This is a genomic window from Streptomyces sp. NBC_01260 (assembly GCF_036226405.1).
Taxonomy (GTDB): domain Bacteria; phylum Actinomycetota; class Actinomycetes; order Streptomycetales; family Streptomycetaceae; genus Streptomyces; species Streptomyces laculatispora.
Genome location: NZ_CP108464.1, coordinates 1,640,904 through 1,655,543 on the forward strand (window position 1 = coordinate 1,640,904; position 14,640 = coordinate 1,655,543).

Sequence of the window (14,640 nt, forward strand, 5' to 3'; positions counted from 1 at the left end):
CGGGCCGGATGGCCCGTCGCTAGGCATAGTAAGGGGCGCTCAAGAACTGGGAGGCATACGTATCTGATGAGATGGTCGGTATGCTCGCCGCCATGCCCCCGCCAGCCACTTTGCCCGCGCCCACAGGAGACGCGTCTCCCCGTGACCGCGGTGACGCCTGCCCCGGGGCGCTGCGGCTGCACCAGGCGGACGACGGTGCGCTGGCCCGCGTCCGGGTCCCCGGTGGCGTACTGACCACGGCGCAGGCCGACGTGCTGCGGGAGTTGGCGGATCGCCTGGGCGATGGTGAGCTGCATCTCACTTCACGCGGCAATGTACAGCTGCGCGGTCTGCGGCCGGACTGCGGCAGCGAACTGAGCTCCCGCATGGGTGAGTCGGGGCTGCTGCCCTCCGGGCGCCACGAGCGCGTCCGCAATATCGTGGCGTCCCCGCTCTCCGGGCTCGACGGCCGGGGAGAGCGGGACATCCGCCCCTGGCTGTCCGCGTTGGACGAGCTGTTGTGCGCGAGCGACACGGCGGCCGGTCTGTCCGGCCGGTTTCTGTTCGCGCTCGACGACGGCCGCGGCGATGTGGACCAGCTCGGCGCCGATGTGACCCTGATGGCGCGGCGGGACGGGGAGGCGGCTCTGCGGATCGGCCCGGCCGAATCCGTTCTGCGCGTCCCTGGCGCACGCGCTCCGCAGGCCGCGCTCATCGCCGCCGAGACCTTCCTGGACATGGCGCGCGGCTCCGGCGTCTGGCGGGTGACGGATCTGCACGCGGACGGCACGATCCTCCAGGACCGGCTGGCCGGGCGGTTGCGACAGGCCGGAATCCGCTCCGCGTGCACCGCCGGACCCGTGCGCCCGCCGGAAACCGCTGCGCCTGCTCCCGGCATCGTGAACGGCCCGCACGATACGGTCGCGCTGTCCGCCGGCGTTCCCCTGGGACGCATCGGCGCCGAGCAGTGGCAGGCGCTGACGAGCACCGCCCGGCACCGGGGCGGTGGCGAACTGAGGCTGACCCCTTGGCGCGGCGTCGTCGTACCAGGACTGGAGCGGGCGCAGGCCCCAGCGGCGCTGGACCGTCTGGGGACCGCCGGCCTGATCATCGGGCCCCACTCCCCCTGGACCGGGGTGGGGGCCTGCATCGGGCGTCCCGGCTGCGCCAAGTCCCTGGCCGATGTCCGGGCCGAGGCGACAGCGACCCTGGGGCCCGTGGGGGCGCTGCCGGTGTACTGGTCGGGGTGCGAACGCCGGTGCGGTCATCCGCGGGGCGAATGGGTCGACGTCCTCGCCACCCCGGACGGATACCGGGTCTCCCTGGTGCGCGGCGACGAACGGCGCGCCCCGCTGGCCGTCCCCGACAGCCCGTCAGCGCTCGCCGCCGCCGTGACGGCGGCCCGGGGCGGCCTCGGCTGACAGCGCCCTGCCCGGCACCACGACGCCTGACCGTTCCACGCCCCATCCACCCTTTCCACGCCCGAAGAAGAGAGCGACAGCACTGTGCACCAGTACGAGAAGGACGGACCGGCCATCTATCGCCAGTCCTTCGCCACGATCCGCGCGGAGGCCGATCTGTCGGGACTGCCCGCCGATGTGAGCCAGGTGGCGGTCCGGATGATCCACGCCTGCGGCATGGTCGACCTCGTACGCGATCTGGCCTTCACCCCGGACGTGGTGACCCGTGCCCGTGAAGCCCTGCGGGCCGGCGCGCCCATCCTGTGCGACGTGGCCATGGTCGCCAGCGGTGTCACCCGCAGGCGGCTGCCCGCCGGCAACGAGGTCGTGTGCACCCTGTCCGACCCGGCGGTCCCGGGTCTCGCGGCGGAGCTGGGCACCACCCGCAGCGCGGCCGCCCTGGAGCTGTGGCGCGACCGGCTGGACGGCGCGGTCGTCGCCGTCGGCAACGCGCCCACCGCGCTGTTCCGGCTGCTCGAACTGATCGAGGAGGGCGCACCGCGGCCCGCCGCCGTCATCGGGGTGCCGGTCGGCTTCATCGGCGCCGCCGAGTCCAAGGACGCCCTGGCCGCGCACCCGTCCGGGCTCGATCATCTGATCGTGCGCGGTCGGCGCGGCGGCAGCGCCATCGCGGCCGCCGCCCTGAACGCGATCGCCAGCGAGGAGGAGTGAGCGTGAGCGAGCAGAAGAACGGCCGGCTGTACGGAGTCGGGCTCGGACCCGGCGATCCGGCCCTGATGACCGTACGAGCCGTGCAAGTCATCGCTGAAGCCGATGTCGTCGCCTATCACAGCGCCCGGCACGGACGGTCGATCGCCCGGTCCATCGCGGCCGGGCACATCCGCTCCGACCACCTCGAAGAGGCGCTGGTCTACCCGGTCACGACGGAGACCACCGACCATCCGGGCGGATACCGGGGCGCGATGGACGACTTCTACACCGAGGCGGCAGCCCGCCTGGCGGTCCACCTCGACGCGGGGCGCACGGTCGCTGTGCTCGCCGAGGGCGACCCGCTCTTCTACGGCTCCTACATGCACATGCACAAGCGGCTCGCCGACCGCTACCCCACCGAAGTGATCCCCGGGGTCACCTCGGTCAGTGCTGCGGCCGCCCGGCTCGGCACCCCGCTCGCCGAGGGCGAGGAGGTGCTGACCATCCTGCCCGGAACCCTGCCGGAGGAGGAGCTCACCGCTCGTCTGGCGTCCACGGACGCCGCGGTGGTGATGAAACTGGGCCGCACGTTCCCCGCTGTGCGCCGTGCCTTCGACGCGTCGGGGCGGCTGCCCGAGGCGCACTACGTCGAGCGCGCCACGATGGCCGGGGAGCGTACGGGCGACCTGGCCGGGATCGATCCCGGCTCCGTGCCGTACTTCGCGGTCGCGGTGCTGCCCAGCAGGATCGACGCGCCACGTCCCGAGGGCGCTGCGGACGGCGGCGAGGTCGTGGTGGTCGGCACCGGCCCCGCCGGACCGCTGTGGCTCACTCCCGAGACCCGCGGGGCGCTGGCCGCCGCCGACGACCTGGTCGGCTACGTCACCTACCTGGACCGGGTGCCGGTCCGGCCGGGACAGTCGCGGCACGGCTCCGACAACAAGGCCGAGTCGGAGCGCGCCGAATTCGCCCTGGACCTGGCGCGCCGCGGACGGCGCGTGGCTGTGGTGTCCGGCGGCGACCCCGGCGTCTTCGCCATGGCGACGGCCGTACTGGAGGTGGCCTCCCAGGAGCGGTACGCGGACGTGCCGGTGCGGGTCCTGCCGGGGGTGACGGCAGCCAACGCGGCCGCCGCCCGGGTGGGGGCACCGCTGGGCCACGACTACGCCACGATCTCGCTCTCGGACCGGCTCAAGCCGTGGGAGGTCATCGCGGAGCGGTTGCGGGCCGCGGCCTCGGCGGACCTGGTGCTCGCGCTGTACAACCCCGGTTCACGCAGCCGGACCTGGCAGGTCGGCAAGGCGCGCGAGCTGCTCCTGGAGCACCGCTCACCGGACACGCCCGTGGTCCTCGGCCGGGATGTCGGCGGACCGGCCGAGAGCGTACGCACCGTACGTCTGGCCGATCTCGACCCGGCCGAGGTCGACATGCGCACGATCCTGATCGTCGGTTCCTCGCAGACGCGCTGGGTGCGGCGCGGTGACGGGCAGCAGATCGTCTGGACGCCACGCCGCTACCCGGAGGGCTGAGTCCGCGGCGGCCTCCGGCTACGGCCCGCAGCCGACGTGCCCGCGCAGCCAGGCGAGGGCCAGCGCGGGGGTGGCGGCCACCGCCACTGACCCGGGAACCGGTGGGCGGCGCACCACGATCACCGGGATCCGTGCCTCGCGGGCCGCGACGAGCTTGGGGGCGGTGGCGGCGCCGCCGCTGTCCTTCGTGACGAGAACGTCGATGCGGTGACGGCGGATCAGCTCACGCTCCCCTTCGAGAGCGAACGGGCCCCGGTCGAGCAGGACCTCCATCCGGGCCGGGTACGGGGGCTCCGGCGCGTCCACCGACCGCATCAGGAACCACAGCTCGTCCAGCCCGGCGAAGGCGGCCAGCCCCATGCGCCCGGTGGTGAGGAACACGCGCCGCCCTCGCGCGGGCAGCGCCCGTGCCGCCTCGTCCAGGGAACCGACCGGGTGCCAGTCGTCGCCCTCGCCGGGCACCCAGCCGGGGCGGCGCAGCGCCAGCAGGGGAACATGGGCAGCCGCAGCGGCTGTCGCCGCGTTGAAACTGATCGTCCCGGCGAAAGGATGGGTGGCGTCGATGAGCGCGTCCACCTGGTGCGTACGCAACCAAGCGGCAAGTCCGTCGGCGCCGCCGAAACCGCCGATGCGCACCTCGCCCGGGGGAAGTCTCGGGCCGGCCACCCGCCCGGCGAGCGAGCTGGTCACCTTGGCCCCGCCGGGAAGTTCCGCCACCAGGAGCCCGGCGAGGCGACGGGCCTCCGTGGTCCCGCCGAGTACGAGTACGTGCATCGAGTCCATCCATGGGTGAGGCGAAGGGCGGGCGCAGCGCCCAACTCAAACACACCGGTCTGCGGCCCGGCTGGACGACCGGTGCCTGCGCGACCGCGGCAGCCACGGCCGCGTACACGGCCCTGCTGACCGGGGACTTCCCCGACCCGGTCACCATCACCCTCCCCCGGGGCCAGACCCCGGCCTTCGCCCTGTCGGTGGAGGAGCTGGCCGAGGGGCGGGCGACAGCCGGCGTGGTCAAGGACGCCGGGGACGACCCGGACGTCACCCACGGCGCTCTCGTACGGGTCACCGTCCGAAGGCTGCCGACGGGCTCGGGAGTGGTGTTCAGGGCAGGACCCGGCGTGGGCACGGTCACCCTGCCCGGCCTGCCGCTCGACGTGGGCGAGCCCGCCATCAACCCCGTGCCCCGCCAGATGATCCGCGAGCACCTCGCACGGGTCGCCGCGGCACATCGGGGTTCAGGGGATGTCGAGGTCACCGTCTCCGTCGACCACGGCGAGGAGATCGCCCGCTCGACCTGGAACCCGCGGCTGGGCATCCTGGGCGGCCTGTCGATCCTGGGCACGACCGGCGTCGTGGTGCCGTACTCCTGCTCGGCGTGGATCGACTCGATCCGCCGGGGCGTGGACGTGGCCCGCGCCGCGGGACACCGCCATGTGGCGGGCTGCACCGGCTCCACCTCGGAGAAGACGGTCGTGGCCGAGTACGGGCTGCCCGAGATCGCCCTGCTGGACATGGGCGACTTCGCGGGCGCGGTACTGAAGTACGTACGCCGTCATCCGGTGGAACGGCTGACCGTCTGCGGCGGGTTCGCCAAGCTGTCGAAGCTCGCCGCCGGCCACCTCGACCTGCACTCGGCCCGTTCCCAGGTCGACAAGCCCTTCCTGGCCGGACTGGCCCGGCGGGGCGGCGCGGACGAAGCCCTGGCCGCCGAAGTGGCGGCCGCGAACACGGGCCTCGCTGCGCTCCAGGTGTGCCAGGCACGGAACGTCCCGCTCGGGGACCTGGTGGCCGTCGCCGCCCGGGACGAGGCGCTGACCGTGCTGCGCGGGGCGCCGGTCGCCGTCGACGTCATCTGCATCGACCGGGCGGGCACGGTCGTCGGGCGCAGCGGCGTCCGCTGACCGGCCGCCCCGCCGACATGACGGCGGCGTCAGCAGGCGTGCCGGTCACGACCCGGCGAGTAGAGGTGGCTGTCGCGGAACTGATCGGCGCCGAGCGTGCGGCCGACCATGATGACGGCGGTACGGATCACGCCCGCCGCCTTCACCTGCTCGGCGATGCCGTCGAGGGGGCCGCGCAGGATGAGCTCGTCGGGACGGGAGGCCAGCGCGACGACCGCGGCCGGGCAGTCGGCCCCGTAGTGCGGCAGCAGCTCCTCGACGACCCGGTCCACGTACTTGGCGGCGAGGTGCAGGACGATCAGGGCCCCGCTGCGGCCCAGTGTCGCCAGGTCCTCGCCCTCGGGCATCGCCGTGGCGCGGTTGGCCACCCGGGTGAGGATGACGGTCTGGCCGACCGTGGGCACGGTCAGCTCCCGCTTGAGTGCCGCCGCGGCGGCCGCGAACGCGGGCACGCCCGGAATCACTTCATAGGGCACGTCCGCCTCGTCGAGGCGCCGCATCTGCTCGTTGACCGCGCTGAACACCGAGGGGTCGCCCGAGTGCAGCCGCGCCACGTCGTGCCCCGCCTCGTGCGCGCCGGTCAGCTCGGCCGTGATCTGGTCGATGTCGAGCTGCGCGGTATCGACCAGTCGGGCGTCCGGGGGGCATTCGGCGAGGAGTTCGGCGGGCACCAGACTGCCCGCGTACAGGCACACCCCACAGGAGGCGAGCGTGCGCGCGCCACGCACGGTGATCAGGTCGGCCGCACCCGGCCCCGCGCCGATGAAGTACACGGTCATCTGTTGTCTCCTGAGTGTTCTGCGCGGGCTTGCGCTGAGAATCCCGCGGTCGGGCCGACCGAGGGCTTGCGTACCGACCACTGGGTGACCGGCATCGCCTGCCGCCAGCCGGTGAAGCCGCCGACGGGCACGGCGTGCGCGACGGCGAGACGGACCAGGTCACCGCCACGGCGGCGGTACTGCTCGGTGAGCAGCGCCTCGGACTCCAGCGTGACGGTGTTGGCGACCAGGCGGCCGCCGGCCGGCATCGCTTCCCAGCAGGCGTCGAGAAGGCCGGGCACGGTCAGCCCGCCACCGATGAACACGGCGTCGGGCGTGGGCAGTTCGGCCAGGCTGTCGGGGGCTCTGCCGGTGATCACACGCAGTCCGGGGACACCGAGGTGTTCGGCGTTGCGCGTGATGCGCTCCGCCCGCACGGGGTCGCGCTCCACGGTGATCGCCCGGCACGAGGGGTGGGCACGCATCCACTCGATCGCCACGGACCCCGAGCCACCGCCGACGTCCCACAGCAGCTCGCCCGGAGCCGGTGCGAGCACGCCGAGGGTCGCGGCCCGGATGTGGCGCTTGGTGAGCTGGCCGTCGTGTTCGTACGCCTCGTCGGGCAGACCGGGGACGGCGCCGAGGTGCCCGGCGCCGGGGGCACGGCGGCATTCGACCGCGATGACGTTCAGCGGGTCGCCGGGCGGGTGCGCCCAGGTGTCGGCGGTGCCGTCGGTCCACGCCTCGTTCGCACCGCCGAGCTGCTCCAGGACACGGAGCGGGCTCGGCCCGAAGCCGTGGTCACGCAGCAGCGCGGCGACCACGGCGGGAGTGGTGGCGTCCGCGCTGAGGATCAGCAGCCGGCGGCCGTTGTGCAGGGCGGCCGCGAGCCGGGCCGCGGGCCGGCCGACCAGGGTGATGACCTCGGTGTCCTCAAGGGGCCAGCCGACGCGGGCGCAGGCGTAGGACACGGACGACGGGTGCGGCAGGACGCGCAGCCCATCGGCGCCGAGCACTTCGGTGAGGGCCCGGCCGATGCCGTAGAACATCGGGTCGCCGCTGGCCAGTACGGCGATCCTGTTCCCCGCGTGTGCGGCGAGCAGGCCGGGAACCGCGGGTCGCAGCGGCGAGGGCCATGCCACGCGCCGTCCCGCGCACTCCGGCGGGAGCAGGCCCAGTTGGCGCTCACCACCGATCAGGACCTGCGCGTCCATGAGTTCCGAGCGGGCCGCGTCAGGCAGTCCGGACCACCCGTCGGCTCCGATTCCCACCACGCTCACTGCAGGTGGAACGGGGTGTGCGGGGGGTTCGGGAGTCACGGACGATACCTCGGTGCTCGGGGGCTGGCGCACCCGAACTCTACTGTCCGGCATCGGCCGGACACCGGTCAGGTGGAGCTCCCCTTACTCTTATTGCACATAGATCGCAATTAACTGTTCTACGCAGGAGAGCGGGACGTGAAATCTCCACTGGTGCTGGGCATCGAGTCCTCGTGCGACGAAACCGGCGCGGGTCTCGTACGCGACGGGCGGCTGCTCGGGCACGCGGTCGCGTCGAGCATGGACGAGCACGCGCGATTCGGCGGAGTGGTCCCGGAGATCGCCGCGCGGGCGCACGTGCACTCCTTCACGCCCGTCGTGCGGGAGGCGCTGGACCGGGCCGGGCTGCGGACGGCGGACATCGGGGCAGTGGCCGTGACCACCGGACCCGGCCTTTCCGGCGCGCTCCAGGTGGGCCTGGCCGGTGCGAAGACCCTGGCGTTCTCGCTGGGGGTGCCGCTGTACGGGGTGCATCACCTGGCCGGTCACGTCGCTGCCGACACCCTGGAGCACGGGCCCCTGCCCGATCCCTGCATGGTGCTGATCGTCTCGGGCGGCCACACCTCGCTGCTGCTCGTACGCGATCTGGCGCGGGACCCGATCGTGCACCTGGGCGACACCATCGACGACGCGGCGGGCGAGTGCTTCGACAAGGTGGCCCGGGTGTTCGGGCTGCCGTATCCGGGCGGTCCGGCCATCGACCGCGTCGCGAGGGAGGGCAATCCGCGCGCCGTGGCGTTCCCGCGGCCGCTGACCGGGCCGCGGGACTCGCGCTACGACTTCTCCTTCTCCGGACTGAAGACCTCTGCCGCACGCTGGGCCGAGCAGCACCGGCTGCGCGGCGGGGAACCGCCGCTGGAGGACGGGGCGGCCTCGCTGCAGGAGGCCGTGGCCGACGTACTGACGCGCAAGGCGGTCGCCGCCTGCCGCGAGCACGGGGTGGGAACGCTGGTCGTGGTCGGTGGGGTGGCTGCCAACTCCCGGGTACGGGCGCTCGCCGAGGAACGCTGCCGGGCCGCCGGAGTCACGCTGCGGGTGCCGCCGCTGAAGCTGTGCACCGACAACGGCGCGATGATCGCGGCGGTCGGTGACCTCCTGGTCCGCGCGGGAGCCGAAGCCGCCCCGCTGGACATGTCCATCGACCCGTCCGCGCCCCTGGAGTACGCCGCCCTGCATCCCGTCACCCGTGCCGCCGGGGCCGCGTGATGCGACCCCTGGTCCGGCCGGTTCCCGTATCCGGTGGCGAGCGACGGGGCCACGTACCCGCCCGTGTCCTTGGCGAAGGCGTGGGCGCGGTCGGTGCGCGGGTCGGCCGGGCGACGCAGCACCGCCGGGGCGATGAAGCACGCCTACCCGGCGCCGCAATCGGTGCCGTCCCCGTCCGGGCCGGGGGTGTCCTGGCCCAGGCCCCGGCGGATCGCGATCTCCACGGGTGAGTACGCGCCGTCGGCCCGCTCCAGTTCGTACGGCGCGGCCGGCATCAGCGGCGGCTGGGCCATGAAGCGCGGCCGCACCCCATGGTGCGGTTGCGCCGCGTGGACCAGGAACGGATGGCACAGGAAGACGTCGCCCGGGGACCCGGTGGCGAGGACGACGGGCCGGTGGCCGGACGCCGCCACCAGGTCGGGCGCGAGGGCCAGCCCGCTCGCCCCGTCCTCCCCGTGCTTCTCCAGCACCTTCGGCACATCGAGGTGCGAGCCGACCCGGATCCGGGTCGGGGCGTCCTCCTCACCGACCTCGCTGAACAGGAACAGCATCAGCAGCGCCCGGCCCCGGGAGCGCAGATTGGTGAAGTACCAGCTCTCGCCCTCCGGCAGATAGCTCCCCTCGATGTGCCAGCCCGCGTCGTCCGGCTCCTCCTCGTGCGGGAAGCGCAGCGGGAACGTGCCCAGCGAGTAACGCGGCTCCCAGCATCCCGCGCCGACGAGCAGGTCGTACGCGTGCTGCAGGGACGGAGAGTTGGGCGCGGCGGCGAACGGCCCCTGCGCCATGCCGGCCACCCAGTGCACGGGCTGCGTCCACGTCGCCGGATCGTCCGGGTCGCAGCCCGTCTCCCGCCACAGCAGCCGCGCACAGTCCGCGGCCACACGCGGCGCTACCGCGCCCTCCAACTTCACGAAGCCGTCGCGCAGGAAACGGGATACCAAGGTCGTGTCATCCATGCCCCCATCGTGCGGCGACACCGGCCCCGATCACCCCTCATTATCCGCACCGCGGCCACCGGGCCACACGGGCAGGGCTGGAGCCGGGCGCGGGGCGTAGGCGATCTTCTCGTCGAGGACCTCCATCGCCCGGCACAGTGCCGTCACCCGCTGCTCCAGGTCGGCACGGCGCTTGCGGAGGAACGCGACCCGGTCCTGCGCGGGGTGCTCGGCGCGCAGGATGGCGAAAAGCGGCGTGGTTCGCCGCCCCGACGCGCAGCACCGTTCCCTTCGAGACCAGTTCGCCGAAGACGCCGACCGTCTCCTCCAACGGCACGCCGCGGTCCTCGGCGTGGGCCCAGAGCATATCGACGTGATCGACTCCGAGACGCCTCAGACTCCCCTCGACGCCGGCGCGGACGGCGTCGGCGGAGAGCCCTTCGGCGCTGTCCGGCCAGGAGTGCGGGACGAGCGGGTTCTGTCGGACCTTCGTCGCGATGCGCACCGCGTCACGTGCGCCGGGGCGGGCCCGGAGCCACGCGCCGAGGACGCGCTCACTGGCGCCGTCGACGCCGTTGGGGTCGGCCCAGAAGGAGTAGCAGTTCGCGGTGTCGAGCCAGACACCGCCGCCGGCGACGAGGGAGTCGAGGATCGCGAAGGCTTGTTCGGGGCCGACGCGGGTGCCGAAGTCCATCGTCCCGAGAACGATCTGAGGGGCTGTGATGTTCATGCCCCCATGCCGCCGAGGGCCCATGACTCGATGTCGCGGTAGTGGATCGGCCCGGTGCTGCGGCCGGCGTTGCTGCCGACCAGGTGCAGACGTTCGGCCGGCCATCGGCTTCCGGCGAATTCGGTGAGCCCTGCGGCGATGTCCGCCGTCGAGGACCGATCGCCCCGTCGTGCACGAGCCAACGTCAGATGCGGGCGCAGTGGTCGGCCCTCGAACGCGACACCGCAGCTCTTGACCACCGTACGTACGTCGGCGGCGAGCATCCGCAGCCCGTCCAGATCTCCGTCGATACCGCTCCACAGCACCCGGTCGTCGAAGGTTCCGCCACCGCGCAGTGTCAGGCGGATTGGCTGGTGGGCCGCCGCGAGGCCGGCGAGCGGCTGGCGCAGGAGCGGAACGGTGGAGACGGGAAGTTCCCCGAGGAACGCCAAGGTGATGTGCCAGTCCTCGATGCGGTTCCACCGCAGGTGAGGGTACGTGTCATAGGCGGGGCGGAGTTCCCGGGCGAGTTCATCCTTCGCGTGGTCGGGTGGGGCGAGGGCGATGAACACGCGAACGGTCGTGGGCTGGGTCTGTTCGTTCACACCGGACTTCGTACCGCATGATGACTGGTTGAGGCGAAGGCGCCGGCGGCGTGGTAGTGGACCTGAGGCCGGGTTCCTGGGACCAGCCGTCGCCCTGATGATCGGCCTCCTGGTGCTCGGGCAGCGTCCCGGCGTGGCCCCCGCCTTTGGCATCGTGCTCGTGGTCGTCGCCGGTGTCGGTGCCACGAGGGGTCGAGACGGGGTGAAACCTGCCGTCGCTTCCCCGCCCACCCTCGGCGGCCAGGCCGGGCGTGACGCAGCCGCGAGCGTCCGCGCCGGTCACCGGCAGTGGCGGGGTGGGCAACGGCGCGGTTCGGTTGTCCGCTTCGGCGCTCAGTGAGAACGCCACGCCCGCGCCGACCGCATCGCGGGTGCGCGGCGTGGAGCCCGTTCCGGCCACTCGGGGAATGCGGTTCAGCCCGGGCAGCGGGACCGGCGGGCGCCTCCCCCCGAGGCGCCGCGCGCAGGCCCGCTACGTCTGCCGATCACCCCCGCGGCAACGGCCGCGCCCAGGTCTCCCGTACCGCGCTCAGCGGGTCGCGCTCGATGCGCGGCGACTCGTCCCAGATCATCGTCTCGCGGCCCTCGCGGCTGTACCGCGGCCAGGACGGTCCCGGGTCCAGGTCGCGGACGAACGCGACCCAGGCCGCGTGCATGGCGTCGGCCAGGTGCTGTGCCGGGTTCTCGCCGAGGGCGGCGGTGACGCCTTCGGCGTCGAGGACGTCGAACGCGAACGGCAGGTCCGTGCAGTGGTACGCCATGCCCGCGCAGCCCGGTGCGGTGCCGGCCCAGCCGAACTGGTAGAGCCAGGTGGGCCGTCCGAGCCGCGCCCGTGCGTCGGCGATGGCCAGCCCGGGAGCACGGAACGTCGTGTCGGTGACCGCCTGACCCGACAGGACGGCCGGATCGCCCGCGTACGAGGCGTACGTGTCGCGGAAGAGCCGGGCGTGGTGCTCGTCGAGGCCGAGGGCGGCGAGCAGGCCGCTCAGGTCCGCGTCGGTGGCGTCCGGCTGCGGCATGCCGTTGAACTCGTGTGCGGTGAAGCCGGCCATCAGCGGGATGCCTTCGCCCGCGTCGCCGGCGGTGAGCGCGTCGGGCACCGGCTGCGGGATCAGCTCCCCGTCGGCGAAGGGAGCGAGGACGAGCATCGGCAGCTGTCCCCGGTCGGGCCCGGGGGCGCCGAGCGCGTCCTGGTGGGCGAGGAGTTCGGCGTCGGTCGCGTCCTGGAGCGCGGCGGCGGTCGCGGGGACGCCGGTGCGCCGCGTGAACAGCCGGCTGACGGCCTCGGCCACTTCCCGGCTCTGCGGCTCCATCACGGCGCCGGACGCCGAGATCGCCGCCCTGAACAGACCCTGGGCGGCGGGTGTGGCGAGCAGCGTCTGCACGGCCCCGCCGCCCGCCGACTGGCCGGCCACGGTCACCTTGGCGGGATCGCCACCGAAGGAGGCGATGGTGTCGCGTACCCACTCCAGGGCGGCGATCCAGTCGCGTACACCCCGGTTGTCCGGCGCGTCGGGCAGCTGCAGGAAGCCCTCGATACCGAGCCGGTAGCCGAGCGAGACGAGGACGACGCCGTCCCGGTTGAAGGCCCCGCCGTCGTACCAGGGACTGGCGGCCGATCCGGCGACGAAGCCGCCGCCGTGCAGCCATACGAGGACCGGCAGGCCGGCGGCCGGGGACGGGTCGGGGGTGAAGACGTTCAGGTTGAGCGTGGAGGCGCCCGGGATGGACGGCTCGGGGATGGTGGTGACCTCGGCGAACTGCCTGCGCTGCGCGGTCGGTCCGTAGGAGGTGGCGTCGAGGACCTCGGTCCACGGCTCGGGCGGTACGGGTGCGGCGAACCGGAGTGCGCCGACGGGCGGCTGGGCGTAGGGGATCCCGAGGAACTTCACCCCGGTGGCGTGGCGCTCACCACGCACGGGGCCGTGCGGCGTGCGGACGGTGACGTGGGGGGTGGCGGAGTCGTGCGGCATGGTGGCCTCCATGGGGTGTGGTCAGGAGCGCGGGGCGTCGTGGGTGACGGCGGCGCCCTTGCCGGACTGTGCCTGCCAGTGCGCCATGACGACGACGCCGGCACCGGCGTCGCACAGGGCCTTACGGATCTCGGTGTTCTTGCGGATGCGTGGTCCGTCCCGGATCTGGAGCTGCTCATGTCCGTCCTCCTCGGCTGCTCTCGCGTGCGGGAAACGAGAAGAGGTGGCAGGTCGCGACGGTGGCGCCGACGGCGAGACCGGCAGCGGCTGCCGATCGCCGAAAGGTGCCGCGGGCAGAGTCGGGCGGCTCTCACACCGTGCAGGTAAGCACAGACAATCACGAAAACCGAGCAGGTGGTAGCTTTTGGGAAGTGGCGTGAGTCTCAAATCCGGAAGCCTCCCGGCCACCTGGCTACGGTGAGCGCATGGATCGGACGAACAGCCGTCGGCAGCAGACCGGCACCAAGGCGCGCGGGCCCTATTCCGTCGGCGACGAGCGGCGCCGGCGCATCCTGGACGCGGCAGTGGAACACTTCGCGCAGTGGGGCTTTCACGCCTCCTCCCTGGCTCGCATCGCGAAGGAGGTCGGCGTCACGCAGAGCGGTCTGCTGCACCACTTCCGCAGCAAGGAGGATCTGCTCGTCTCGGTACTCGAACGGAGCGAGGAGCACGACGTCGAGAAGTTCTTCCGCACGGACTTCGACTCCGCCGCGCACTGCTTCGTGCGCCTGCTCGAACTCGTCGACTACAACAGCCGCCGCCCCGGCCGCACACGGATGTTCAACGTCCTGGTCGGCGAGTCATCCGACCCCGGCCACCCCGCCCACGCCTTCTTCGCCCGCCGCTACGACACGATCGTCAGCCAGCTCTCCGAGATCCTCAGGACCGCGGTCGGCACAGGCGAATTCCTGCCGGCCACGGACTGCACGGCGACGGCCCAGGAGGTCATCGCCGTGATGGACGGCATTCAGCTCCAGTGGGCGCTCGCCCCGGACTCCATCGACATGGCCCAGCGGCTGCGCACCTACCTCGACCGGCTGTACCGGTCGGTCTCCACCACCGGCGCGACCCTGCCGCCGACGGCGCCCCTCGGCTGACGGACCTTACGGAGAAGGCCCCCACACATGCGGCGGGAGATGACAACGGGTCGGACGGGCCGGCGGCCGGACGCGTCTGAAGTAGTTCCCGCGCGAGTCGCAGGTGACGGTGATGTCGCCGCGCCGGAAGATTGCCTGCTCAGCGCGTGGTCGGCCCCTCGGACGAGTTCGGCAATCCCGACGACCTCGAACTGCGGTGCGCGATCAACGGCGAGGAGGTCCAGAAAGGCCGCGCCCGCGACCTGATCTCCCGAACGGACACAGGGCCAGGACGAAGTACACGACCAGCCGCGCCGACCTCCGACAGGGCTTCGCCGGGTTCGGGCGGGCGTCGCGGACACGAGCGCCCGGAGCCGGCCCGCATCCGGCTCCGGGCGCTCCCGCCCACGGGACTATCAGGCAGCGGGCTGTTGCTGCGTGACGCAGCGGATTGTCTGGAGCACAGCCCGAACATGGCCTGCCTGGCCTTCGTGGCGGATCTGGCGGGCAAGCCCCGCAGCTGAGTTGCTGGTTGACCC

At 73.0% G+C, this 14,640-nt stretch carries 12 protein-coding genes and 1 pseudogene; 6 read left to right on the forward strand and 7 right to left on the reverse strand.

Features of this window, described 5'->3' with window-relative positions; genetic code table 11:
- Window positions 1–80: 80 nt before the first annotated feature.
- The 3 genes from cobG (at window position 81) to OG322_RS07250 (ending at window position 3,619) form a co-directional block, all read left to right on the forward strand.
- A complete protein-coding gene (gene cobG / locus OG322_RS07240; RefSeq protein WP_329306202.1) occupies window positions 81–1,400 on the forward strand; it encodes a precorrin-3B synthase in 1,320 nt (439 codons plus the stop codon).
- A gap of 84 nt (window positions 1,401–1,484) precedes the next feature.
- Window positions 1,485–2,111 (forward strand): precorrin-8X methylmutase, encoded by a 627-nt coding sequence (locus tag OG322_RS07245; RefSeq protein WP_207315504.1) that lies wholly within the window; start codon window positions 1,485–1,487, stop codon window positions 2,109–2,111.
- Window positions 2,108–3,619 carry a precorrin-2 C(20)-methyltransferase gene (locus OG322_RS07250; RefSeq protein WP_123462991.1) on the forward strand — a complete coding sequence of 504 codons (1,512 nt, stop codon included), beginning with the start codon at window positions 2,108–2,110 and terminating at the stop codon, window positions 3,617–3,619. Before OG322_RS07245 ends, OG322_RS07250 begins: the two co-directional genes overlap by 4 nt.
- Before the next feature lie 18 nt (window positions 3,620–3,637).
- Here the strand turns inward: OG322_RS07250 and OG322_RS07255 are convergent, their stop codons facing one another.
- Window positions 3,638–4,393, reverse strand: a complete 756-nt coding sequence (locus OG322_RS07255) for a cobalt-precorrin-6A reductase (protein WP_329306203.1) — start codon at window positions 4,391–4,393, stop codon at window positions 3,638–3,640.
- Between the two features lie 11 nt (window positions 4,394–4,404).
- On the opposite strand from OG322_RS07255, the gene OG322_RS07260 reads away from it, so the two are divergent.
- Entirely contained in the window at window positions 4,405–5,520 is a 1,116-nt protein-coding gene (locus OG322_RS07260) for a cobalt-precorrin-5B (C(1))-methyltransferase (RefSeq protein WP_123462987.1), read from the forward strand.
- Between the two features lie 29 nt (window positions 5,521–5,549).
- Here the strand turns inward: OG322_RS07260 and cobM are convergent, their stop codons facing one another.
- Window positions 5,550–6,299 (reverse strand): precorrin-4 C(11)-methyltransferase, encoded by a 750-nt coding sequence (cobM, locus tag OG322_RS07265; RefSeq protein ID WP_329306204.1) that lies wholly within the window; start codon window positions 6,297–6,299, stop codon window positions 5,550–5,552.
- The gene (gene cbiE / locus OG322_RS07270) at window positions 6,296–7,558 is read right to left on the reverse strand and encodes a precorrin-6y C5,15-methyltransferase (decarboxylating) subunit CbiE (protein ID WP_241200407.1); all 1,263 of its coding nucleotides are present in this window, start codon (window positions 7,556–7,558) and stop codon (window positions 6,296–6,298) included. The genes cobM and cbiE overlap by 4 nt, the downstream gene beginning before the upstream one ends.
- A gap of 177 nt (window positions 7,559–7,735) precedes the next feature.
- Here cbiE and tsaD point away from each other — a divergent pair, with 177 nt between their 5' ends.
- Window positions 7,736–8,803, forward strand: coding sequence for a tRNA (adenosine(37)-N6)-threonylcarbamoyltransferase complex transferase subunit TsaD (gene tsaD / locus OG322_RS07275; protein ID WP_329306205.1), 1,068 nt, complete (start codon window positions 7,736–7,738; stop codon window positions 8,801–8,803).
- Window positions 8,804–8,946: 143 nt separating this feature from the next.
- On the opposite strand, the gene OG322_RS07280 is transcribed toward tsaD, so the two are convergent.
- The 4 genes and pseudogenes from OG322_RS07280 to OG322_RS07295 all read right to left on the reverse strand — a co-directional run bounded on the left by OG322_RS07280 (window position 8,947) and on the right by OG322_RS07295 (window position 13,025).
- Window positions 8,947–9,759, reverse strand: coding sequence for a phytanoyl-CoA dioxygenase family protein (locus OG322_RS07280; protein WP_124285426.1), 813 nt, complete (start codon window positions 9,757–9,759; stop codon window positions 8,947–8,949).
- A gap of 223 nt (window positions 9,760–9,982) precedes the next feature.
- Window positions 9,983–10,468 (reverse strand): annotated as a pseudogene (locus tag OG322_RS07285) (aldo/keto reductase); the annotation flags it as partial.
- Window positions 10,465–11,052, reverse strand: a complete 588-nt coding sequence (thpR, locus tag OG322_RS07290) for an RNA 2',3'-cyclic phosphodiesterase (RefSeq protein ID WP_123462978.1) — start codon at window positions 11,050–11,052, stop codon at window positions 10,465–10,467. The pseudogene OG322_RS07285 and the gene thpR, both read right to left, overlap by 4 nt.
- Before the next feature lie 485 nt (window positions 11,053–11,537).
- A complete protein-coding gene (locus tag OG322_RS07295) occupies window positions 11,538–13,025 on the reverse strand; it encodes a carboxylesterase/lipase family protein (protein ID WP_124285424.1) in 1,488 nt (495 codons plus the stop codon).
- Between the two features lie 425 nt (window positions 13,026–13,450).
- On the opposite strand from OG322_RS07295, the gene OG322_RS07300 reads away from it, so the two are divergent.
- The gene (locus tag OG322_RS07300; RefSeq protein WP_329306206.1) at window positions 13,451–14,122 is read left to right on the forward strand and encodes a TetR/AcrR family transcriptional regulator; all 672 of its coding nucleotides are present in this window, start codon (window positions 13,451–13,453) and stop codon (window positions 14,120–14,122) included.
- The last annotated feature ends 518 nt before the right edge of the window (window positions 14,123–14,640 follow it).

Coding starts and splice junctions, on each gene's coding strand:
- OG322_RS07300 (WP_329306206.1), top strand. CDS start 13,451: ATGGATCGGACGAACAGCCGTCGGCAGCAGACCGGCACCAAGGCGCGC.
- cobM (WP_329306204.1), bottom strand. CDS start 6,299: ATGACCGTGTACTTCATCGGCGCGGGGCCGGGTGCGGCCGACCTGATC.
- OG322_RS07295 (WP_124285424.1), bottom strand. CDS start 13,025: ATGCCGCACGACTCCGCCACCCCCCACGTCACCGTCCGCACGCCGCAC.
- OG322_RS07255 (WP_329306203.1), bottom strand. CDS start 4,393: ATGCACGTACTCGTACTCGGCGGGACCACGGAGGCCCGTCGCCTCGCC.
- OG322_RS07260 (WP_123462987.1), top strand. CDS start 4,405: ATGGGTGAGGCGAAGGGCGGGCGCAGCGCCCAACTCAAACACACCGGT.
- cobG (WP_329306202.1), top strand. CDS start 81: ATGCTCGCCGCCATGCCCCCGCCAGCCACTTTGCCCGCGCCCACAGGA.
- OG322_RS07280 (WP_124285426.1), bottom strand. CDS start 9,759: ATGGATGACACGACCTTGGTATCCCGTTTCCTGCGCGACGGCTTCGTG.